The following is a 21,567-nucleotide window of genomic DNA, read 5'->3' on the forward strand; positions in this document are numbered from 1 at the left end:
CCTCACACTGATTGAGGATCAACGTCCAGCCACCTAAAGCGTCACCGCATGCTTTCGACTAAGGCTGTCGCCAAAGCCACGGATCACTTCCAACAACGATTTCACCCGCAGCGGCAGATTCCCGGCGGGGTATACCGCGTGCATCTGTGGGCTTTCACCGCTGCTGGAGGTGAGTTTGTACTCGGGACAGACCCGCAGCAGGCGCCCCGCTTGCACTTCGGGCTCTGCCATCCAGTCCGCCAGACGGGCGATCCCGACGCCCGCCAGGGCCGCCTGGAACACCGCCAAACCGGAGCTGAAACGAAACTTTGGATGAACCCGAAAGCTGATGGCTTGCTCTTCACTGCGAAAATTCCACTCCTTGAGAATCCGCGGCGCCGTATGCAGGATCAGCGAGTGCGATTCCAGCGCCTCGATGGAGTCGGGCATCCCGCGCCGCTCCAGATACCCGGGGCTGGCATACAGATAACGTGAGTAGTTCCAGAGCGGATAGCCGATCAGCTCACTGGATTGCGCAAACGCCCCGCGAATCGAGAAGTCCAGCTTGCTCTTGACCGGGTCGATGATCTCATCGGTAAAAATCACATCGACGTTCACGTCTGGATAGCGCTCGCTGTACTGCGCGATCAACTGGGGCAATACCCCGTGTCCGAGAAACTCGGGGGCGGAAAAGCGGATCCAGCCGTAGGCCAGGCCGCTGAGACCGGCCAGGTCTTCATCCGCCTCACGTTGCAGATCCAGCATTTTGTAAGCGTGAGGCAACAAGCGTTCACCCGCCTCGGTCAAGCTCACGGCATTGGACGAGCGATTGAACAACTTGACCCCGATGCTTTCCTCCAGGGCTTGAACGGCACGGGTCAGCGCGCTGGGGGAGCGCCCCAGAGTACGTGCCGCCGCGATGAAGCTGCGCTTGCGAGCCACCGTCGCGAAGGCTTCAAGCTCCCCCAACATATTCAATGCCACGGACCACCTCATTGCACTTTTCACAACGTGGCATTGCAACACAAAAAAGGCCCGTCCGTTAACCTCCCGTTCAACCCGAAGCTGGATGAAATAGTCGGGAGATCCGCAGCCCCTCATCAACCCTTCATCGTCAGAGCCTGATTTTATGGTCGATATTGTCATCCTTTGCGTGTTCGCCTTCGCCGCCGGCCTGATCGATGCGGCGGTGGGCGGCGGCGGACTGATCCAGATACCCGCGTTGTTCAACGTGCTGCCCACGGCACAACCGGCGGCGCTGCTGGGTACCAACAAGGTCGCGGCAGCCTGTGGCACCGCATTCGCGGCCCGGTCCTTCGTGCGCAAGGTGGTGATCGACTGGGGTCTGGTGATCCCCGCCGCCTGTTCAGCCTTTGTCATGGCGTTCTTCGGAGCGGCCACGGTGTCGTTCGTGCCCCAGTCGATGATCCGGCCGGCGGTGCTGGTGTTGATCGTGCTGATGGCGATCTACACCTTCTGGAAAAAGGACTTCGGCGCCCTGCACAAGCCCATGCGCATCGGCACCAAGGAAAAACTGCTGGCGATCGTCATCGGCGGTGCGATCGGTTTCTACGACGGACTGTTCGGTCCCGGCACTGGCAGCTTCCTGATCTTCCTGTTTATCCGCTGCTTCGCCTTCGACTTTCTTCATGCCTCGGCATCGGCCAAGCTGGTGAACATCGCGACCAACGTAGCGGCGCTAATATTCTTCATTCCGACGGGAAATGTGCTCTACCTGATTGCAATCCCCATGGCGGCATTCAACATCCTGGGCGCGCTGACCGGCACTTGGCTGGCGGTTCATAAAGGCGTGCCCTTTGTCCGGGCTCTGTTCCTGGTGTTGCTGGTGATCCTGATCGGCAAACTGTCCTACGACCTGTTCCTGTAAACCAGGGGAAAGACGCGTATACACGGCATTTACCCACTACGTTTCAACCATTGCTGGCATCGATAGTCACCATCACGTCAATGAAGTTCTCATAAAAAATCCTCGGCGTAACATCCGCTCCATACCCAACCAATAACACCCCGGAGCACACCATCATGAAACGCCAAATCCTCCTCAGCATCGCTTTCTCGGTTTTTGCAGTTAACGCTTTCGCTGCTTCCTCTGCTCACCCGGTCGTCGCCGAAGGCGGTTCGGATCGTTTGATTGAAAGCCGTTTGGCTGAAGGTGGCTCGGATCGTCTGATCGAGAACCGCGTTGCTGAAGGTGGTTCGGATCGTCTGATCGAAAACCGCGTCGCTGAAGGTGGTTCGGATCGTCTGATCGAAAACCGCGTCGCTGAAGGTGGTTCGGATCGCCTGATCGAGAATCGCGTCGCTGAAGGTGGTTCGGATCGTCTGATCGAGAACCGCGTGGCCGAAGGTGGTTCGGACCGTCTGATCGAGAATCGTGTGGCTGAAGGTGGTTCGGATCGTCTGATCGAGAACCGCGTCGCTGAAGGTGGTTCGGATCGTCTGATTCAGAATCGTGTGGCATGAATGAATGGTTTTACCGCAACACTCAACCAAAAAACCCGGCCTCATCAGCCGGGTTTTTTCATGCGTTTTTAGTGCCCGACTGGGTCGTCAAAGATGATCAGCGCTAGCACTCGAGCATCACTACCGGGTCTTCACAGTGATGAACATTTTGAGGCGATCGTGGATTTCCTGAATGGCATGACGGAACGGATCATGTTTTTCACTGGTGACGGGATCCTCGAAATTCCACACGATCACTTCTCCGGCGGTGGGCATCCGCGAAGCCTCTTCGGACGACTTGTCACACAGCGTAATCACATAATGGAACGGCTGCCCCTCAAACTCATCGATGGCTTTACTGCGCAACCCCGTGGTGTCGATACCTACGTGATCGAGAGACTCCAGCGTGCGGGGGTCAACTTCACTGGCCACAAGACCCGCGCTAAAGGCTTCGAAGTGTTCGGAATCAGTGTGCCGAAGTAGCGCTTGCGCCATCAGTGAGCGAACGTCATTTTTTGCGCAAACGAACAGAACCCGGAGTTTCTCAGCCATCACGTCCTCACATTCTTTCTGATCTAAATAACAATTCTTTTCTTACAACAGCGGCGTCATTTAGTGTTTGGACATAAGGCCATGAAGAACACCCAACCTTAAACCCGGCTCGGAAGGACTCATGTGCGAGATGCCGAACACCTTGAACGCCGCCAGCATGAGCACCAGGCCACCGGGCAAGATATTCAGCCGATGGGGTGGTAAGCCCGCCAATTTGAGTTGTTTAACATGCCCCACTTCCAGCAGACGCAACGACAAGCGCAACAGACCGCCGTAGGTGATACCGCTTTGACCATCGTCATTCAAGCCATTGGCCTTGAGCACTTTGGCCAGCATCCGTGCAGTACCTGAAGAACCAATAGTCTGCTGCCAACCCAGCGCGCGATAACGTCGGGTAACTTTTTCAAACTGCAGAGTGGCCACGCGCTCGGCCTCCAGGAGCGCCTTCGCCGATATACAGCCGCCCTGAAAGTAACGCGCGCCAAAAGTGCCGCTGCCAATGGCAATGCTCTCGGTCAAAAGAGGCTGAGTGCCCTGCCCCAGAATCAATTCCGTAGAGCCGCCGCCGATATCCACGACCAGGCGCATGCTTTCTGTACTGGGTATCGTATGGGCAACACCGGCGTACACCAGTCGCGCCTCTTCATGCCCAGAGATGACATCTATACGAAAGCCCAGGTGCCGCTCCGCGCTGGCCAGAAACAGTTGGGCATTATCGGCTTCGCGGACGGCACTGGTCGCCACTGCCCGCACACGACCGGCCTCAAAGCCGCGCAGTTTTTTGCCAAATCGCGCGAGCGCTTGCCATCCCCGATCCAGCGCTAACTCGTCCAGCGCCCCGCCCTGAAACCCCTCCGTCAAACGGACAGGCTCTCGCAAGGTTTTCACTTCCTGGATCATGAACCCCTGATTGCGCCTGACTGACTGGCCGATCATCATGCGAAACGCATTGGACCCCAAGTCAATGGCCGCAAACAGGGAGGCGTCTCCTTTCATAAGGGGGATTCCTGGCAAATTCATCAGCCCGCAGACGGAGTTCCGTCTGAGCGCTCAAGACGGTTTGCGAGGAGCTTGCCATTCGTTCGATGACACCGTGATGACACCCTCTAGCCTTTTCAAAAGAACAGACACCCTGACGCTGCCAGACCTCGCCGCTGAATCATCCAGAATGACCGTCCGTAACTCTGCCCCGGCAGCCTCTCACCCTTCGCTATTCTTAACCACACACCACCGCTGGCACGGCTGAACGCACGGCTTGCGGCATCATCGTCAGGAGTAAGGATCCGGGTAAGGAGCACGCCACCTCAACAGAGTATCGAATAATGAAAATGCTACTGATGGTCGAGTTTCCCCATGAGCCTTTCAACGCGCATGTCAGGTCCGGGAAAATCGGCGAAATCATGAACCGCGTGCTGGAAACCATTAAGCCGGAGGCGACTTATTTCACTGAGCAGGATGGAATGCGAAGCGGGATTTTTCTGATCGATATTGAGGACCCTTCCGAAATTCCCGGATATGCGGAACCCTTCTTTCTCAACTTCCAGGCCAACTGCAAATTCCGAGTGGTCATGAGTGCGCAGAACCTGCAAGACGCGGGTCTGGATGAGCTCGGAAAAGCCTGGGGGTGAGGTGCGATCAATAAGTGAGAAACCTGTGGCGAGGGAGCTTGCTCCCTCGCCACAAAGGCAGAGCCTGTCGCTTACTGAACGGTTTTCAGCTTGATCACATCACCGGAGATTGTGGTGGTGTAACCGGTCAGAGCCCAAGCCCAGAACCAGTTTTCCTGAACCTGGGTGTTGATCATGGCGTCGCCGCCACGGGCCTTGATCGCGGCGTTCTGAGCGCGGATGAAACGGTTGTTCTGCTGGATCGGAATGAGGCCAAACAGCAGGAGGCCAGTGGCGGTCGCTTCACTGTGGCCGACAACGGTGTACTGGTTGCTGTCGTACTGCTGAGTCTTCATCGGGGTGCCGGTGCAACCCGCCAGAACCAGACCGAACAGGGCTACGGCAACAACTTTGCTGAGATAATTCACTGTGTCACTCCATTAGAAATACCCGGGATCCGTCTCTCGGGCGGCGCATACTTTAACGGATGGAATGGCTCATTGATATCATCTGTACAGCCTTTACACGGCAAACATTTTGATGAGGCACAGATTATTGCGGCTGAAAGGTCTGAAGGTAGGCCAGCAGGTTTTCAATCTTCTGCGGATCGCTGAGGCCCCAGAAAATCATCCGGGTTCCGGGGACCACTTCTTTTGGCGCTTCGATGTAGGCGGTAAGTGTTTCGCGAGTCCAGATGAGGCCTGATGATTTCATCGCGCTTGAGTACTGATAGTCCGTCGTGCTTCCCGCAGGGCGTCCGAAGATGGCATTGAGTTGCGGACCAAAAGAACCCCGTGCCGAAGTCCCGACTTGATGACAGCCGCCGCAAATACGGTTAAACAGTTTCTGACCGGCTTCAGCATCACCCGCCGCTTCTGCTTGCATGCTGAATAACCCCGTATTGAGCATCAAGGCGAAGGTAAGGATGGCGGCGTTTTTCATGTGATGCTCCAAATCAGGTGTTGCTGACAGCAAAAACGGGCGGCTATTTCATCATGACTGGCTGCTACACCGAAGCCTTGAAGTTAATCTATAACTCTCTTCGTCTCTTTAATGTCGTTGCAGGAGAGCCAGAATGAAACCCGTCGAACCCTTTTATCGGGACGCTGGCGTGGGCCCGGGCATTGTCTGCTTTCATGCCAATGCAAGTCACTCGGTGCAGTGGCGTGGACTGCAAGATCATCTGGCCGCAAAGTTTCGGGTTCTGGCGCTCGATTCGTTTGGCGCCGGCAAGAGCCCGGCATGGCCCACCGATCGAATCGTCACCCTCAGTGAAGAAGCGCGCTTCGCCGAGCCGGTGCTCGCCCGCGCCGGCGAACCACTCATTCTGGTCGGTCACTCTTATGGCGGGGCAGTGGCGTTGATCGCGGCGCTGCAGAACCCCGGCCGGGTGCGCGCCCTGGTTTTATATGAGCCCACATTATTTGCCCTGCTCGACGCCGAATCACCTCCACCCAATGAGGCAGATGCCATCCGTGAAGTCGTCGCAAACGCCGGGCTCGCGCTTGAGGCGGGTAACCTGGATGCAGCGGCCCAGCACTTCATTGACTACTGGATGGGTGCCGGGGCCTGGGAGCAAACCCCGGAACAACGCAAGCCCTCCATCGCCGCCGCGGTGGCCAATGTGCAGGGCTGGGCTCACGCACTGTTGAACGAGCCGACGCCATTACACGCGTTCCGCTCGCTCAGCCTGCCGGTGCTTTTCATGGTCGGCAAGGATTCACCGGCATCGTCACGGGCAGTGGCTCGGCTGCTGACCGGCGCACTGCCTAACGTTGAAGTGGTGGAACTCGAGGGGCTCGGTCATATGGGACCGATTACGCATCCGGAGATCGTCAATCAGGTCATCGTGCAATTTATTGAGCGCAGTTGACCTGACTTCACACCGCTACAGCGCAGGACGCTGCAATTTGATCCACTCCTGCACCGTAGGCCGCTGCCATTGACGCTGCGCGTATTCCACCAGGGCGGATGGCACGGCGTCACCGTTGAGTATCAGCCGGTTGAGCATCAAGGCCAGGTCCACATCGGCGATCGACCATTGGCCGAACAAGTACTCGCGGCCGTCAGCCAGCAGCGCTTGTGCGGCACTGATCAGTTTGCGCGCGGCCGACTCGGCAGCCGGCGACAAGGGCGCGGATTTGAGGCCATAAAACACCACCAGTGTGGATCGTTCCTGCCGAATGGGCAGCAGGTCGCTGCGCAGCCACGCCTGGACTTGTCGTGCCTTCGCGCGCTGCATCAGGTCTTGTGGGTAGACCGGCGTCTGAGAGAAAACGTCTTCCAGGTACTCAGTGATCGCCGACGATTCAGACAAGGCAAAATCGCCATGCACCAGCGTCGGTACGCGCTGGGTCAGCGAGAGGCTGGCATAGTCTTCTGACTGGTTTTCGAACGCGTCGAGGTCCAGCGGGCTCAGTTCGAATTCGATGCCCTTTTCGCGAAGGGCCACGAAAACCGACATGGCATAGGGGCTGGTGAATTGAGCATCAACGTACAGGCGCAGGCGGGAATCATTCACGGGATCATCTCCATATGGTGAGCAGACACGCTACGAGATCCAATGCCATAAAGAAAATTCATGATTTTTATGGGGGCATTCCTGAGCGGAATACCTGTTGGCGGGCAGTGCCTGAAATGGCTGACATCGCGCGTGAAATGATCCAATTGCGCTTTTCACATGAAAAAAGTCATTTGCGCACCTATCTCGCTCACATTCTCCGCCCTAAAGTGCACCGATCTACTCAGCCCTCGGCGTATTTATGAATCTCTGGTTTCGACTGTTCCTGATGCTGTTTCGTCGCCCTTGGCGCAAGCCGGTTGATGGGCTGGCCACTACCGTCATCCGCATGCGCGTCTGGCCGCTCGATCTTGACCTCAACCGGCACGTCACCAATGGCCGTTATTTCACTATGGCCGACATAGGCCGCATGGACTTCGTCCTGCGCAGCGGTGCCTATCGAGTGGCCCTGCGCCATAGAGCCGTGCCGATTGTTGGGGATACCTGGGGCAAGTTTCGGCGGGAGCTGAAGCTGTTCGAATCGTTTGAGATTCATACCCGAATACTCGGCTGGGACGATAAGTGGAGCTTTATGGAACACCGCTTCGTGAGCAAAGGACGGGTAGTTGGCGTCGTCATCATGCGGGGCCTGTTCCGTGCGGCCAAAGGCACGGTCTCACCAGCCGAATTTGTCCGGGAGCTGGGATTGGCTGAACAGTCACCCGAGATGTCGACGTGGCTGACAACCTGGTCGCAGAGCTGCGACGACATGAGCCGCCAGCTCCGAGAGGAAGAAGGCCTGGCGCCTCAGCTTCATCCTGTCTGCGAACCCTAACAGGCGGCCAAATAGAAGCTAATATTCCTCTGAATCCCCTGCCAAGGACTGCAACCATGAGCCGGCTAGAGCTACTGACCAAATGGAATCGCATGATCGTTCGGTTGCAGATTGAACACGAAATCAGTGCCCGGGATTTCGAGAAATTCAGCTGGAAACTGGGTATCCCCTGCGTTGTTCTGTCGGCGATCGTCAGCGCCAGTGTCTTTGGCTCAATCAGTGACTCCTCGCCCGTATGGCTTCAATACGTAGCCGGCGTGCTATCACTCCTGACCCTGGTGTTGAGTTCGGTTCAGACCTTCCTGAACTTTGATACCCGGGCTGCCGGGCACAAAGACACCGCCGAGAAACTCGGAGCGATATCTCGTGAGATTCAGGACGAAATCGCCAGCGGCAAGGACGAGGCTATCCTGGGCCCAATCGTTTTTGACATCCGCAAGCGCATTGATTCGATTCTTCTTGATGCGCCGACCTTGCCTAAGTCGACGATAAGAAAACTGGGTGAAGTTCGCGTCTACACAGAGACACCGCCCGCTGAGCAAGACACCGTCCCGGCTTGATTAGAGGCCAGCCCCTGGTTCGCAGCATCGTGAAAGGAGGCGTTTGAAATGCAACTCATCACGTTGAAAATCGACAAGCCGGAAGCAACGAATTTCATTTTGGGTCAGACGCACTTCATCAAGTCCGTCGAGGACATCCACGAAGCGTTGGTCAACGCCGTGCCAGGTATCCAGTTTGGCGTGGCCTTTTGTGAAGCCTCCGGCAAATGCCTGGTGCGATGGTCCGGCACCGATACCGCCATGATCGAACTTGCACAGAAAAATGCGCAAACCATTGCCGCGGGCCATAGCTTCATCATTTTCCTCGGCGACGGTTTCTATCCGTTGAACGTGTTGAACGCCGTCAAACTGGTTCCAGAGGTGTGCCGTATTTTTTGTGCAACGGCCAATCCCACCGAAGTGATTGTTGCCGAGACGGAACAGGGACGCGGGATTCTGGGCGTGGTGGATGGCTTCTGTGCCAAAGACATTGAAGGTGATGAAGACATTCTGTGGCGCAAGAATCTGTTGCGGCAGATCGGCTACAAGTTGTGATTTGAGTCTGTGTAAACGGAAAAGCCCGCACAAGGCGGGCTTTGCCCCTCACCTACCCGAATTCTGCACAAGTTGCTCAACGAAAAACTCCACATGCCCTCTCGGATGAGTCGGCAATGGCCAGGAGTCCACGTTGTGAGCCAGGGCCTGGAAGGCTTGAGCGCATTTGGAACGGGGAAAGGCTTCAAACACCGCACGCCCCTTCTGCACGGCTTTGTGCGCACATTCGTCGTTGGGTATCGCGCCGACGTATTGCAGCGAGACATCCAGGAACATGTCGGTAATCTTTTCCAGCTTGGCAAACAGATTGCGGCCTTCTGCCGGACTTCCCGTCATGTTGACCAATATGCGAAAACGATGCAGACCGTAGTTCAGGTTGAGCAGTTTGATCAGCCCGTAGGCGCCGCTGATTGAGGTGGGTTCATCGCACACGACCACCATCACTTCCTGCGCCGCGCGGATGAAGTTGACCACTGAGCCACCGATACCGGCGGCCGTATCGATCACCAGCACATCCAGCTTATCGCCAATATCGCTAAAGGACTGGATCAGCGCACGGTATTGCGCCGGCTCCAGATGAATCATGCTCTGCAAGCCCGAAGAGGCCGGGACAACACGAATGCCTCCAGGCCCCGGCAACAGCGCGTCAGACAGCTCGCAACGCCCTTCGATGACATCGGCCAATGTGTAGCGCGGCGTCAGCCCCAACAGAATATCGATATTCGCCAGGCCCAGATCGGCGTCCAGCAATACGACGCGCCGCCCCATTTTTGCCAGCGCCAACGAAAGGTTAACCGCCACCGTTGTCTTGCCCACGCCACCTTTACCGCCAGTCACAGCGATAACTTGCACGCAATGCACCTCATCCATTTTGTCTTCCCTTCCTTGCGCATCGTGTGCCAGTACGTCATGGCCACCGTCCAGATGCCGCAAGAATAGCTGAAAAGCGCGGAATAGCCGCGTTGTCTTCCGACGAGAGGCACTTCGCCACCTGTCATCGAGCCTTTTCAACGAAAACGCCGCTAATTCGTTGATTCAGAGAATGACACTGCGCTCCTGAATGATCGCTGGCAGATGTAGCGATAGATGTGTCTGAGCTATCGCGAGGCTCTCAGGCGCCCTGCTCACCCAGAGATGAAGAAACTACCAAGACGTCTAAATCCAGACATCATTGATGGCGGTTCTTTCTCCCTCCTGATCGCCGGTATTCAGCACGCCACGCGGCTCGATCAGTAACATCTTCACCTCTCGCTCAGCATAAGGCTTGTGTTCGACGCCCTTGGGGACGACGTACATTTCTCCCTGCCTGACCACGACAGCGCCCTCTGGAAGATCAATGCGAAGCTCGCCTTCGAGGACGATAAAGGTTTCATCGGTGTCGGCATGGGAATGCCAGATAAAGTCGCCTTCGATTTTCACCACCTTGAACTGGTAGTTGTTCATTTCGGCAACGACCTTGGGCGCCCATTGCTCACTGAACAACGCAAATTTTTCGGCAAAGTTAATCGCGGTGCAGGTTGTCACGCCGGGTTGGGAATGCATTTGAGTCGCCCTCACTAGCCACGTTATCGAGGTCTGACTTTAGGAGAGGATCAGCACTGCGTATTGCATGATTGTGCAAGTCGAACGCCCTTAAACAAGGCCCAGCCTTTTCATCCACCGGCCGGGTGAGACGCCATAGGTCTGGACGAACTGGCGCGTCATGTGGCTTTGATCGAAAAAGCCTGCGGAGACGGCCGCCTCCGCCATCGAGTGGCCCCCGAACATCAGTGCTCTTGCCAGATCGAGACGTCGTTGAGTCATGTATCGATAGGGGCTCGTACCGTACAGCGCACGAAAATCACGGCTCAGGCTCCAGCGGTCTCGACCACTGGCCTGCGCTAACTCCTCTAGGGTAATGACTCGATCCAGCGACTCATGAATCAGCGCACGCGCGCGTTCGGCCGCTACAAAGTCAAACGACTTGCGTCGCCCGCGTTGACCCGAGAGCACATCCAGCGCTTGCGCGAGATCGTAAATGGCATCGTCTTCCTCCAGGGGCTCGATGCAAGCGTCGAGGTTTTGCAACAGCACCTGGGTCGCGGCATAAAGCCGTGGGTCGCTGGATATACCACCCACGATGAAGGGCAAGGGCTTGCCGCCTAATACTTGCTGAATCAAAGCGGGTTCGATGTAGATCATCCGATAATGAAAACCCGCTTCGGTACCGGCTTCACCGTCATGCACCTCGTCCGGATGCAAAACGATGGTTTTCCCGGGCAGGCTGTGACGCTTGGTGTTGCGGTACTGAAAGCTTTGTACACCCGACAGCGTTCGTCCGATGGCGTACGTATCGTGGCGATGCGGGGTAAACCCATGGCCGCCAAAAAAGGCTTCGATGCGCTCCATCTTCAACGGCTGAGCCGAGCGCTTTACCCAGTCTTTGTCACCCTTGGTTTTCGTCATGTCCCTGTACCCCCTGAAGGATGTCGGTACGGTACCAGCCAGCGGGGCTAATGTCCCCCGGCGGACAGACCTGTGCATGCCTGAATCAGCCCCCACGGTGGCGCCGTTAAATTTGTCTCTTCCCCTCGTGAACCAGTCTTCAGACCCGCAGTCTTAGCCGTGCCGTAAAAGAAGCTCACCCAACGAAGCGCTCCTACGGTCATTGCTCGTTCCTATCCCCCCTTTCGTCGTCATCTCATCAGAGCTGTCCGTTCATGCGCCCAACCGTCCGCTGCTGTCGCTTTATCTCTCTGTGCCTGATGCCTTTCCTCCCGCTACTCGCCAGCCCCGCCCATGCCAGTGGGGAGCGGCAGCTGGTGGAGGTCATCAACGACTACCGCGCCGATCCCGATCGTTGTGCGGGGCGTACGGTCAAGCCATTGCGGCCGTTGTCGCTGAAATCGAACCTGGCGTTGCCGGTCGGCTATGGCGGAGGTTTGCGCAACGCCTTGAAAGCTAAAGGCTATCAAGCGGTGACGGTGCGCACCATTCGCGTGGTCGGCGCGCAAGATGCCGATGAAGCGTTTGACATGCTTGAGAGCGACCATTGCGGGGCGCTGCTCGATACCCAGTTCGCCGATATCGGCGTCACTCGCTCCCGTAGCGAATGGCAGGTGGTGCTGGCGCAACCGGTGCTCGACGGACGTGTCGGCGATTCGCGAGCAGCGGGCAAGGCATTGTTGGCCGAGGTCAATGCGGCGCGGGCCAGGCCACGCTTGTGCGGGCGCCAACGCTTTGCCGCCGCACGACCGTTGACCTGGAATGCCGCCCTGGGCGCCGCCGCGCAAGGCCATAGCAAGGCGATGGCCTACGGCAATTACTTCGCCCACCGCGATCCCGAGGGTGATATGCCGGCAGATAGGGCCAGAGCCGCCGGTTACCGAGGCCGGCAGATCGGCGAGAACATCGCCGCCGGGCAAAGCTCACCGAGCAAGGCGATGGCCGGATGGCTGGCCAGCCCCGGGCATTGCGCCAACCTGATGAACCCGATGTTTACCCAGGTGGGCGCGGCCTATGCCGCCGATTCGCGCAGCGATGAGGGTGTTTATTGGACGATGCTGTTTGGCGCGCCTTGAGTGAAACGCGTTCCATAACCCCTAAAATGCCAGTCGGTTAATCGCAAATGCTGTGGGAGCGGGCTTGCTCGCGAAGACGGCGGCACAGTCAACATTGGCGTCGCCTGACACACCGTATTCGCGAGCAAGCCCGCTCCCACAGGTTTCCACTGGTGTTCTTCAGACTGGGGGTCATAATTCAAATGCTCGACGGCGCTGGCGCGCTTTGCCGCCCTTTGAAGGCCAGCGAAAAACAGAAAAATATCGCCAACGCGAACCCTGCCGGGAACAGCCAGATGCTTTGCCAGTCATGGCCGTCAGCCGACGCATAGTGATCGGTGACCGCCCCGGCCACCCAAAAGCCAATCAGCATGCCCAAGCCGTACGTCGCGAGCGTGATCAATCCTTGCGCGGAGCTTCTGAAGCGCTCCGACGCTTTGGCATCGGTGTAGATCTGCCCCGAAACAAAGAAGAAGTCGTAGCAGATGCCGTGCAAGGCGATGCCGGTGAACAACATGAAGGCGAGGTCCCCGTTGTTGCCGTAGGCGAACAACAGGTAGCGCAACGCCCACGCCAGCATCCCCACCAACAGCGCGATCTTGATGCCGAAACGCTGAATGAACAGCGGCAGGAGCAACATGAACAGCACTTCCGAGACTTGCCCGATCGCCATCTTGGCGGTTGGATTGGTCACGCCGATTTCCGCCAGAAACGGGTTGGCATTCTGGTAATAAAACGCCAATGGAATGCAGATCAAAATAGAGGCGATGAAGAACACCAGGTAACTGCGGTCCTTCAACAAACCCAAGGCGTCCAGCCCCAGTATTTGCTTTAAGCCGACACTGCCCGGCTCAGGTTTGAGCGGCGCGGTGCGCGGCAGGCTGAAGCTGTAGATCCCGAGCACGAGGGAGGCGATGGCCGACATCAGAAACGTGTTGCGCAAGCCACCGGATGAGATCGCTTGTTGCGAATCCCAGGCAAATACAAAGCTGATCACCACACCCGCCACGATCCAGCCGATGGTGCCCCACACTCTGATCCGCGAGAACTCCAGGGCCGGGTCGCGCATCTGCCGGAATGCCACCGAATTCACCAACGCCAGCGTCGGCATGTAGATCATCATGTAGGCCAGCACAAAGGGGTAAAACGTGCTGAAGTCAGGCGCTCGATAGAGTTGCAACAGCAGCACCGCGCCGATCAGATGCAACACCGCAAGAATGCGCTCGGCATTGAAGTAGCGGTCGGCAATCAGACCGATCACAAAGGGCGCGATGATCGCGCCCCAGGACTGCGTCGAGAACGCCATGCCGATCTGCCCGCCACTGGCCCCAAGATTACTGGAGAGGAAGGTGCCGAGGGTCACGAACCACCCGCCCCAGATAAAGAACTGCAAGAACATCATTACGCTTAATCGCGCAGTCATCGTGGTCATATCAGTCACCGTCTTATTGTTTTTTTTGGAAAGAGGGGCAAACAGATTTTTCAGGCGTCGGGCAAACCCAATAGCCGTCGATTGAAACGCTCGTCGGACGCCACGCTGGCGAAATCGTCAAATGCCTTTTGGGTTTTGCTGATCATGTGCTGCCGGATGAAGGCCGCGCCTTCTGCGGCGCCCTGCTCCGAATCCTTCAGGCAACACTCCCATTCCAGAACCGCCCAGCCGGCAAAGTCGTATTGCGTCAATTTGCTGAAAATCGATTTGAAATCGATCTGCCCATCGCCCAAGGAACGGAAGCGGCCAGGCCGATCGACCCAACCTTGATAGCCACCGTAGACACCCGAGCGGGCATCGGGCCGGAACTCGGCGTCCTTGACGTGGAACATGCGGATGCGCTCGTGGTAGCGATCGATGAAGCCCAGATAGTCCATTTGCTGAAGCAGCAGATGGCTCGGGTCGTAGAGAATCGCGGCGCGCGGATGGTGATCGACGGCCTCAAGGAAACGCTCGAACGAGGCGCCGTCGTGCAGGTCTTCGCCGGGATGGATCTCGTAGCAGAGGTCGACACCGGCTTGCTCGAAACAGTCAAGGATAGGCAACCAGCGCTTGGCGAGCTCGGCAAAACCCTGCTCGACCAGTCCGCTCGGGCGTTGCGGCCACGGGTAGACATAGGGCCACAGCAGCGCACCGGAAAACGTCGCGTGCGCCTTCAGCCCCAAGCGTTGGCTGGCGCGCGCGGCGAGCTTCAACTGATCGATGGCCCACTCGGTTCGTGCCTGAGGCTGGCCGCGCAAATGCGCAGGGGCGAAATCATCGAACAACGTATCGAACGCCGGATGCACCGCCACCAGTTGGCCCTGCAGATGCGTCGACAGCTCGCTGATTTCGACGCCTGCCTGGGCGCAGACGGCTTTCAATTCATCACAATAATCCTGACTGTCGGCGGCGCGCGCCAAGTCGATGTATTGCGTACCCAGGGTCGGCAATTGAATGGCTTTGTAACCCTGCGCTGCGGCCCAATGAGCAATGTTGGCGAGGGTGTCGAAGGGCGCTTCGCCGGACATGAACTGCGCGAGAAAAATACCCGGGCCGCGCAGGCCTGCCGGTGTTGGGGAGGTGTGGTTCACGAGAGCGTTCTCCGGATTCATGGGTTGCAGACCAGTTCGGTCCACTTCGCGTCGCCGCGATGATTGGCGATCACTGCCTCGATAAAGGCCATGCCACGCAACCCGACGTCGATGCCCGGCACGCCGGGGGCATCGTTGCCTTCGACGTTGCTGCGGATCGCGGTGGCGAAATCACCATAGAGATTGGCCATGGCCTCGAGATAACCTTCGGGATGCCCCGCAGGCAAACGCATGCGCTGGCTGGCGGCCTCGCATAACCAGGGCTGGCCGACACCGGAACGAAGGATGCTCAACGGTTGATCGAGGGAGCGATGGATCAGGCTCGCGGGCTCTTCTTGACGCCACTCCAGCCCGCCCTTGTCGCCATAGACGCGGATCTTCAACGGGTTCTCTTCGCCGGCGCAGACCTGGCTGGCGATCAACACTCCGCTGGCCCCGGCGGCCATCTTGAACAGCATCGCCGCGTCATCGTCCAGTTGCCGCCCGGCAACGTGCGAACCCAAGGTTGCGCACACCTGTTCGATGGGTTGGTCCGCGACGAATTCGGCCAGTGAAAAGGCATGGGTGCCGATGTCGCCGATGCAGCCGCCCAGCCCGGACTGCTCAGGCTGATCGCGCCAACTCGCCTGCTTGTTGCCCTGCTTGGCCACATCCCGGCTCAGCCAGCCCTGCGGGTATTCGACGATGACTTTGCGCACAGCGCCGATCACGCCGGTACGCACCATCTTGCGCGCCTGCCAGACCATCGGATAACCCAGATACGTGTGGGCCAGCCCATAGAGGCGGTCGCTGCTTTTTACCACGGCCTTGAGCGCCAGCAGCTCGGACAGATTCAGTGCCGCGGGCTTTTCGCTGAACACATGAAAACCCGTGCTCAGTGCCTGGCTGGCGATCGGCGCGTGCAAGTGATTGGGCGTGACAATGACCAACAGCTCCATGCGCTGATCGGCAGGCAGTGCGCGCTCGCTGTCCAGCATCTGCTGCCAGTCGCTGTAGCAGCGTGAAGCGGACAATCCCAGCGTGGCACCGGTGTCCTGATTGTTGCGGGCGTCTCGGCTGAATGCACCGCACACCAGTTCAAAACGACCATCGAGACCGGCGGCCTGGCGGTGGGCTTTGCCGATGAAGGCACCCTCGCCGCCCCCGACAAACCCCATTCTTATTTTTGCCGTTGCAACGTTCATCGCGAATTTTCTCTTGTTCGGGGCGGATTAGCGCTCAGGTTTGACTATGATGTAACCGGTTACATCATGCCGGAAATTTAAGCTCAGTTAGTTCAGGTGTCAAACCCGGGATTAAAAATGAAGGTCATTTCAGCGCACGGCCGGACTGCGGTAAGCTCGCCGGCCATGTTTACATCTGCCGGTTCGATAACGAGGTCGTCTTGTCCAATATCCGTGAAGTAGCCCGGCTGGCCGGCGTCTCGGTGGCCACCGTGTCCAGAACGTTGAAGTCGCCCGAACGCGTACTCCCCGAAACCCGAGACAAGGTCAACGCAGCCGTGGAACAGGCCGGCTATCGGCCGAACCTCATGGCGGTACAGTTTCGTTCGCGCAGAACCGGCAATCTGGTGATTCTGGTCCCGGCCATCGCCAACACGTTTTTCGCCCGGGTGATCAGCGGTGCCCAACAGGCCGCGCAGGCGGCCGGATATCGACTGCTGCTGTGCGACACCCAGGGCCGCGAGGAAATCGAACGGGAATTTGCCGCGCTGGTGTACGCCCACCAAGCCGACGGCGTGATTCAGTTGCGCGCCTACGACCCTTTTGAATCGCCCTTCCCCCACGGCGAGTCACTGCCGCTGGTCAACGCCTGCGAGGTGATTCAAGGCGGACGGCATCCGACGATCAGCCTCGACAATCGTGCAGCGGCCAAAGCCATGACGGAGCATCTGATCGATCTGGGCCATCGCCGGATCGGCCTGATCAAAGGCCCGAAAAGCAGCCCGCTCACACGCGACCGCGTGGCCGGTTATCAAGATGCATTGCACCAGGCCGGTATCGAGTCGGATCCGCAATTGGTCTGCCACGGGGACTTCACGTTGCAGGCCGGTTTTGATGGCGCGGGAATACTTCTGGATTTGGCCGACCGTCCGACCGCGTTCTTTTGCGAAAACGATGAAATGGCGATCGGTGCATTGAAGCGCATCAAACAACAGGGTTTGCGGGTACCCGACGATATTTCGTTGGTCGGTTTCGATGACATTCCGTTCGCGGCCTACTGTGATCCGGCGTTGACGACCATTGCACAACCCGCCGAAATCTTTGGCCAAAAGGCCGTTGAAATGCTGATCGCCCTCATCGAAAAAAAGCCCATCCCGGACCGCCATATGGTGCTGCCGTTCACATTAACCGTGCGTAACAGTACGACCGCCCGAAAGGGATGAGGGAGAAATCATGGACATCAAAACCGACCTGCAACGTATCGCGCTCCAGGAAGAAACCCTGAAGTTTGAGCGCTTCGACAAAGCGACGGCCTGGGACTTGGGCACCCGTTTGAAAACCGCCTGCGAAGAGCAAGGCGTGTCCGCCACGATTGAGGTCAGGCTGGCGCGAGACACGGTGTTTTTCTACTCGATGCCAGGAACCTCCGCCAGCAATGCCGACTGGGCACGACGCAAGCGAAATGTCGTAGAACTGATGGAACTCAGCTCATACCGCGTAGGCCTGTCCTTTAAGCTTCAGGGCGATTCACTCGAAGGTTTGATGGGGTTGCCGCTGCGTGATTACGCCGACCATGGCGGCAGCTTCCCGGTGTCGGTCAAGGGCGTGGGGTGCATTGGCGCCGTCACCGTTTCAGGGCTGCCCCAGCGTGAGGATCATGCTTTGGTGGTTCAGGTGTTGGCCCAGATGTGTGGGGCTGATCCGAGCGAACTCGCGCTTGAGGGCGAGTAGCCCCGCCGCAGGCGGGTTGTGGGAGCGGGCTTGCTCGCGAAAGCGGCGGCATAGTCAACATTGATGTCGCCTGACACACCGCTTTCGCGAGCAAGCCCGCTCCCACATGGATTTCGCCTAATTGACTGGCATTGGGTCTCCCAACGGATCGGTTACTTCGGTTGCGCCACCGTGCGCAAATAAGGTTTCACCGTTTTGAAGCCATCCGGATATTTCTTCCTGGCATCCTCGTCGGAGACCGAAGTGGGAATGATCACGTCCTCGCCCGGACGCCAGTTCACTGGGGTGGCAACGGTGTGCTTGGCATTCAATTGCAAAGAATCGAGCAGACGCAGCACTTCATCGAAGTTGCGTCCGGCACTCATCGGGTAGATCAGCATCGCCTTGACCTTTTTGTCCGGCCCGATGATGAACACTGAACGCACCGTAGCGTTGTCCACCGCAGTCCGTGCGCCGCCACTGGCATTCGGATGAATCATGTCGTAGAGCTTCGCCACCACCAGGTTCTCGTCCCCGATCATCGGATAGTTGACCGCATGCCCCTGGGTCTCTTCGATATCTTTGGCCCAGGTCTGGTGGTTACTGACAGGGTCGACGCTGAGCCCGACGATCTTGGTGTTGCGTTTATCGAACTCTGGCTTGAGCCCCGCCATGTAGCCGAGCTCAGTAGTGCACACCGGGGTGAAGTCCTTGGGATGCGAAAACAGGATCGCCCACTTGTCGCCGATCCACTCGTGGAAATGCAGCGGGCCTTCGGTGCTTTCGACGGTAAAGTCCGGTGCTTCGTCGCCAATACGGATTGCCATGTTCGTTCTCCTTACTGTTGAGTCGTAGGGAAGCCGCTGACTGCTGTTCCAACGGCCTTCAGGATCTGCGTTGAACCTGTCAACGCGGATCAGTATAGGAGACGCTTGAACACAAGGCAGTTATTGGCGCGCCCGCTTAGAAGGCCTTGCTGGCACTGGCTACCACGGTGGCATTGCATAGATCGTCATAGCCGTACCAGCTCGCGCATTCGCTTTTCGACAGGTCGGTATCGACGTAACTGAGGCCCCAGGTCACGCCGACGAAATCACGGGTCAGTTTGGCTTCCCACTCGGTGTAGGCATCGCGGCTTTCACCGTTGGTGGACCAGAAAGCCGGGTCTTTGACGTCGTTGCGACCCACGCGCAGGTCCAGGCCGAACTCGGCCGGCAATTCGATTGTGTAGCTGAGGTAGGTGTAAAGGGTGTCCTGGTCCTCGCCAAAGAAGTTCGGCGTATCGTTTGAGTAGTTGGCGCCGAGCTTCACGCCATAAACGTCAAGGATGGCGTAGACCTCACTCATGTTGAATTGGCCTTCCTTTGGATAGTCGTACTTGAGGTACCCCAGATCGAGACTGATTGCTTCGGTCGCCTGCCAGTAGTAGCCCGCGTAGTACTCGAGTTCCTGCCGGGTCTTGTAGGGGCCGCCGAAATCGACATTCGAGGTCCAGGCGCCCATGTACAAGCCGCTGCTGTGCACCAGCGTGGCGCCGGCCTGAACCGCCGGATCCCCCAGGGTTTGCGAAATGCCACGAGTGCGGTAGTCACTGACAACGTCCAGGGTCATGTCCAGGCTGAAGTTGTCGTTAAGTGTCAATGCCTGGCTGGTCAGGGGAGCCAATACAAGGCTGACAAGGGTCAATGCTGAGCGTACGTTCATACAAATCTCTTATTTTTATGGATCAGCGGGTGATTTCGGGCATGGCGTTGCCCAGCCCCTCGCCATCGAGGAGCAGGAGCATTTTTTGGCTGCTGCCGGCGAATGGTCGGTCGTCAGGACGCGGGCGCGTAAACCTGCTTGCCGGCGAAGAAAGTCTTCAGCACTTTGGTGTCGAACAGTTCGTCGTCGCTGACCTTGAACACATCGCGGTCGAGGATGATCAGATCGGCCTGTTTGCCGGGCGCCAGCGAGCCAATCTGTTGATCCAGCCGCAGGACTTTGGCGGCATTGAGGGTGTAGGCGTAGAACATGGTCTGGCGATCAATGCGTTCATTGGCATTCAACACACCCAGCGGCCCTTTGCGAGTGCTGGCCTGAGCGATGGCATTCCACGGGTTGGGGCTGGACACCGGCCAGTCACTGCCACCGGCGATGACCGCTCCGGCGTTATGCAGGGACCTGGCGGGATACTGATATCCGTAAGCGAACGCGCTGATATACGGTTTGACCAACTCCACCGTGTAAGACTCGCCGGTAGCCCACAGCAGTTGCATGGAAGCGAGCACGCCAAGCTGCTTGAAGCGCGGGAATTCCTTTGGATTGACCAGTTGCAGGTGAGTGATGCTGTGGGCCATCGGTGTCGGGTTGAGCTTGCGTGCGTATTCAAAGCCATTGAGTGACTCACGTACGGCACGGTCGCCGACCGCATGCGTGTGCACAATCCAGTCACGCTTCTCCGCCGCGACTACCAATTCACCAAAGTGTGCCGGGTCGATCAGCAGCTGACCGTTTTTGTGACTGTTGGTGAACGGAACAATCACCGCTGCCGTCTGCCCCGGAAACTCCAGAACGCCGTCAGCGAAGACCTTGATGCCAGGGAAGCTCAGGTTGGGCACGCCCTCGAATTTCTTCATCACCTTGGCCAGCACTTCCAGATCGGCCGACCGGCTTTTTGGGTTGGCCAGCAGCAGAGCCGCGACGTGGGCGTTGAGCTCGCCCTTCTCTGCGAGTTCGCGGTAAAGCGGTAGAACACCGTAACTCTGCTCGGTGGCCTGGAAATCGAACAGCGAATCACCACTTCCGGCATTCGCTGCCGCGTCCATCCAGGCGGTAACGCCATATTGATTATTGACCTTCACCGCCTCACGGGCAGCCTTCAACATGACCTCGTTGCCGGGCGCGGGAATCTGACTGCGTACCTTGTCCCAGCGCGACTCGGCGAACAAACCATTGGGGGTGAAGTCCGCTGCGTGCCCCACGAAGCTGCGGTCCTGTTCCGACAGACCTTTTACCAATGCCGCGTCGATCTTCAGACGCTTGAGCATCGCGTTGTTGGCCCAGCCGGTATGCCCGTCAATCCCGCTGAGGACCACCGGTTGGTCCGCCCAGCGTCCCTGATTGAAGCGCTGACCGAGCTCGCGGCTTTTCTCCCAATAGGCCGAACTCACCCCGGCAATACTGATCACGTCACCGGCCCGTGCACGCCCCGCTTCATCCTGCTCGATCACCCATTGCTCGAGTTCCGGCAATGGCTTTACTTCATCCAGCAGATTGGCCCCCTGGCTGTTGAAGGCCGCAACGACCGGGTGACTATGGGTATCAATCATTCCAGGCATCAATACTTTGCCCGCCAGATCGATTCGTTGCGTCTGGGCATCGGCCAGGGCGTTGATCTCGGCATCGCTGCCCACTTTTAGAATCTTGCCGTCTTGCACCGCCACTGCCTGAACCAGTGCTTGACCGGGTTCGGCGGTAAAGACCTTGCCGTTGAACAGCACAAGATCAGCGGCGGCCATGGCCTGCACCGAGGAAAGGGCCAGGGCTGCGGCCAACAGGTTGGGAATGAATAGTTGCAT

General features: G+C 58.0%; 25 protein-coding genes. 10 read left to right on the forward strand and 15 right to left on the reverse strand.

Features of this window, described 5'->3' with window-relative positions:
• Positions 1–33 precede the first annotated feature (33 nt).
• Complete coding sequence (locus KVG95_RS15980; protein WP_217857109.1) at positions 34–963, reverse strand: LysR family transcriptional regulator; 930 nt, start codon at positions 961–963, stop codon at positions 34–36.
• A gap of 145 nt (positions 964–1,108) precedes the next feature.
• Here KVG95_RS15980 and KVG95_RS15985 point away from each other — a divergent pair, with 145 nt between their 5' ends.
• Both KVG95_RS15985 and KVG95_RS15990 read left to right on the forward strand, forming a co-directional pair.
• Positions 1,109–1,867, forward strand: a complete 759-nt coding sequence (locus KVG95_RS15985; protein WP_217857110.1) for a sulfite exporter TauE/SafE family protein — start codon at positions 1,109–1,111, stop codon at positions 1,865–1,867.
• A 155-nt stretch (positions 1,868–2,022) separates the two neighbouring features.
• Positions 2,023–2,463 carry a phage infection protein gene (locus tag KVG95_RS15990; RefSeq protein ID WP_217857111.1) on the forward strand — a complete coding sequence of 147 codons (441 nt, stop codon included), beginning with the start codon at positions 2,023–2,025 and terminating at the stop codon, positions 2,461–2,463.
• 120 nt (positions 2,464–2,583) lie between these two features.
• Here the strand turns inward: KVG95_RS15990 and KVG95_RS15995 are convergent, their stop codons facing one another.
• Positions 2,584–2,994: an arsenate reductase ArsC gene (locus KVG95_RS15995; RefSeq protein WP_217857112.1), complete on the reverse strand. Its 411-nt coding sequence runs from the start codon at positions 2,992–2,994 to the stop codon at positions 2,584–2,586.
• 60 nt (positions 2,995–3,054) lie between these two features.
• Positions 3,055–3,990, reverse strand: a complete 936-nt coding sequence (locus tag KVG95_RS16000) for a Ppx/GppA family phosphatase (RefSeq protein WP_217857325.1) — start codon at positions 3,988–3,990, stop codon at positions 3,055–3,057.
• Positions 3,991–4,316: 326 nt separating this feature from the next.
• On the opposite strand from KVG95_RS16000, the gene KVG95_RS16005 reads away from it, so the two are divergent.
• Positions 4,317–4,622, forward strand: a complete 306-nt coding sequence (locus tag KVG95_RS16005) for a hypothetical protein (protein WP_052967935.1) — start codon at positions 4,317–4,319, stop codon at positions 4,620–4,622.
• A 71-nt stretch (positions 4,623–4,693) separates the two neighbouring features.
• Here the strand turns inward: KVG95_RS16005 and KVG95_RS16010 are convergent, their stop codons facing one another.
• Both KVG95_RS16010 and KVG95_RS16015 read right to left on the reverse strand, forming a co-directional pair.
• Positions 4,694–5,029: a hypothetical protein gene (locus tag KVG95_RS16010; protein WP_123722072.1), complete on the reverse strand. Its 336-nt coding sequence runs from the start codon at positions 5,027–5,029 to the stop codon at positions 4,694–4,696.
• Positions 5,030–5,153: 124 nt separating this feature from the next.
• The gene (locus tag KVG95_RS16015; RefSeq protein ID WP_217857113.1) at positions 5,154–5,543 is read right to left on the reverse strand and encodes a c-type cytochrome; all 390 of its coding nucleotides are present in this window, start codon (positions 5,541–5,543) and stop codon (positions 5,154–5,156) included.
• A 133-nt stretch (positions 5,544–5,676) separates the two neighbouring features.
• On the opposite strand from KVG95_RS16015, the gene KVG95_RS16020 reads away from it, so the two are divergent.
• Positions 5,677–6,474 carry an alpha/beta fold hydrolase gene (locus tag KVG95_RS16020; RefSeq protein ID WP_217857114.1) on the forward strand — a complete coding sequence of 266 codons (798 nt, stop codon included), beginning with the start codon at positions 5,677–5,679 and terminating at the stop codon, positions 6,472–6,474.
• 15 nt (positions 6,475–6,489) lie between these two features.
• Here the strand turns inward: KVG95_RS16020 and yfcF are convergent, their stop codons facing one another.
• Positions 6,490–7,122 (reverse strand): glutathione transferase, encoded by a 633-nt coding sequence (gene yfcF / locus KVG95_RS16025; RefSeq protein WP_217857115.1) that lies wholly within the window; start codon positions 7,120–7,122, stop codon positions 6,490–6,492.
• Between the two features lie 241 nt (positions 7,123–7,363).
• Between yfcF and KVG95_RS16030 the strand changes: the two genes are divergently transcribed.
• Genes KVG95_RS16030 through KVG95_RS16040 form a run of 3 tightly spaced genes read left to right on the forward strand, consistent with a single transcriptional unit; the run spans position 7,364 to position 9,030 of the window.
• On the forward strand, positions 7,364–7,936 hold the full coding sequence (locus tag KVG95_RS16030; RefSeq protein WP_217857116.1) for a thioesterase family protein: 573 nt from the start codon (positions 7,364–7,366) through the stop codon (positions 7,934–7,936).
• A 56-nt stretch (positions 7,937–7,992) separates the two neighbouring features.
• Entirely contained in the window at positions 7,993–8,496 is a 504-nt protein-coding gene (locus KVG95_RS16035) for an SLATT domain-containing protein (protein WP_123722066.1), read from the forward strand.
• 48 nt (positions 8,497–8,544) lie between these two features.
• Complete coding sequence (locus KVG95_RS16040) at positions 8,545–9,030, forward strand: adenosine-specific kinase (RefSeq protein WP_217857117.1); 486 nt, start codon at positions 8,545–8,547, stop codon at positions 9,028–9,030.
• 48 nt (positions 9,031–9,078) lie between these two features.
• Here KVG95_RS16040 and KVG95_RS16045 read toward each other — a convergent pair whose 3' ends face one another.
• The 3 genes from KVG95_RS16045 to KVG95_RS16055 all read right to left on the reverse strand — a co-directional run bounded on the left by KVG95_RS16045 (position 9,079) and on the right by KVG95_RS16055 (position 11,475).
• Positions 9,079–9,900, reverse strand: a complete 822-nt coding sequence (locus tag KVG95_RS16045; protein ID WP_217857118.1) for a MinD/ParA family protein — start codon at positions 9,898–9,900, stop codon at positions 9,079–9,081.
• 285 nt (positions 9,901–10,185) lie between these two features.
• Positions 10,186–10,572, reverse strand: coding sequence for a cupin domain-containing protein (locus KVG95_RS16050; protein ID WP_217857119.1), 387 nt, complete (start codon positions 10,570–10,572; stop codon positions 10,186–10,188).
• Between the two features lie 90 nt (positions 10,573–10,662).
• On the reverse strand, positions 10,663–11,475 hold the full coding sequence (locus tag KVG95_RS16055; protein WP_217857120.1) for an AraC family transcriptional regulator: 813 nt from the start codon (positions 11,473–11,475) through the stop codon (positions 10,663–10,665).
• A 254-nt stretch (positions 11,476–11,729) separates the two neighbouring features.
• On the opposite strand from KVG95_RS16055, the gene KVG95_RS16060 reads away from it, so the two are divergent.
• Positions 11,730–12,590: a CAP domain-containing protein gene (locus KVG95_RS16060; RefSeq protein WP_217857121.1), complete on the forward strand. Its 861-nt coding sequence runs from the start codon at positions 11,730–11,732 to the stop codon at positions 12,588–12,590.
• Positions 12,591–12,768: 178 nt separating this feature from the next.
• Here KVG95_RS16060 and KVG95_RS16065 read toward each other — a convergent pair whose 3' ends face one another.
• Genes KVG95_RS16065 through KVG95_RS16075 form a run of 3 tightly spaced genes read right to left on the reverse strand, consistent with a single transcriptional unit; the run spans position 12,769 to position 16,318 of the window.
• Positions 12,769–14,001 (reverse strand): nucleoside permease, encoded by a 1,233-nt coding sequence (locus tag KVG95_RS16065; RefSeq protein WP_217857122.1) that lies wholly within the window; start codon positions 13,999–14,001, stop codon positions 12,769–12,771.
• Positions 14,002–14,051: 50 nt separating this feature from the next.
• A complete protein-coding gene (locus KVG95_RS16070; RefSeq protein WP_217857123.1) occupies positions 14,052–15,155 on the reverse strand; it encodes a sugar phosphate isomerase/epimerase family protein in 1,104 nt (367 codons plus the stop codon).
• Positions 15,152–16,318: a Gfo/Idh/MocA family protein gene (locus KVG95_RS16075; protein ID WP_437180797.1), complete on the reverse strand. Its 1,167-nt coding sequence runs from the start codon at positions 16,316–16,318 to the stop codon at positions 15,152–15,154. The genes KVG95_RS16070 and KVG95_RS16075 overlap by 4 nt, the downstream gene beginning before the upstream one ends.
• Positions 16,319–16,518: 200 nt before the next feature.
• Between KVG95_RS16075 and KVG95_RS16080 the strand changes: the two genes are divergently transcribed.
• On the forward strand, positions 16,519–17,520 hold the full coding sequence (locus KVG95_RS16080) for a LacI family DNA-binding transcriptional regulator (protein WP_217857124.1): 1,002 nt from the start codon (positions 16,519–16,521) through the stop codon (positions 17,518–17,520).
• A gap of 10 nt (positions 17,521–17,530) precedes the next feature.
• A complete protein-coding gene (locus tag KVG95_RS16085; protein WP_217857125.1) occupies positions 17,531–18,028 on the forward strand; it encodes a heme-degrading domain-containing protein in 498 nt (165 codons plus the stop codon).
• Between the two features lie 152 nt (positions 18,029–18,180).
• Here KVG95_RS16085 and KVG95_RS16090 read toward each other — a convergent pair whose 3' ends face one another.
• From KVG95_RS16090 to KVG95_RS16100, 3 genes are all read right to left on the reverse strand, one after another.
• Positions 18,181–18,834 (reverse strand): peroxiredoxin, encoded by a 654-nt coding sequence (locus KVG95_RS16090; protein WP_038982589.1) that lies wholly within the window; start codon positions 18,832–18,834, stop codon positions 18,181–18,183.
• 136 nt (positions 18,835–18,970) lie between these two features.
• The gene (locus tag KVG95_RS16095) at positions 18,971–19,711 is read right to left on the reverse strand and encodes a TorF family putative porin (protein WP_217857126.1); all 741 of its coding nucleotides are present in this window, start codon (positions 19,709–19,711) and stop codon (positions 18,971–18,973) included.
• Positions 19,712–19,824: 113 nt separating this feature from the next.
• The gene (locus KVG95_RS16100; protein ID WP_217857127.1) at positions 19,825–21,567 is read right to left on the reverse strand and encodes an amidohydrolase; all 1,743 of its coding nucleotides are present in this window, start codon (positions 21,565–21,567) and stop codon (positions 19,825–19,827) included.

Origin of the sequence: Pseudomonas farris (assembly GCF_019145235.1) — a bacterium.
Lineage (GTDB): Bacteria > Pseudomonadota > Gammaproteobacteria > Pseudomonadales > Pseudomonadaceae > Aquipseudomonas > Aquipseudomonas farris.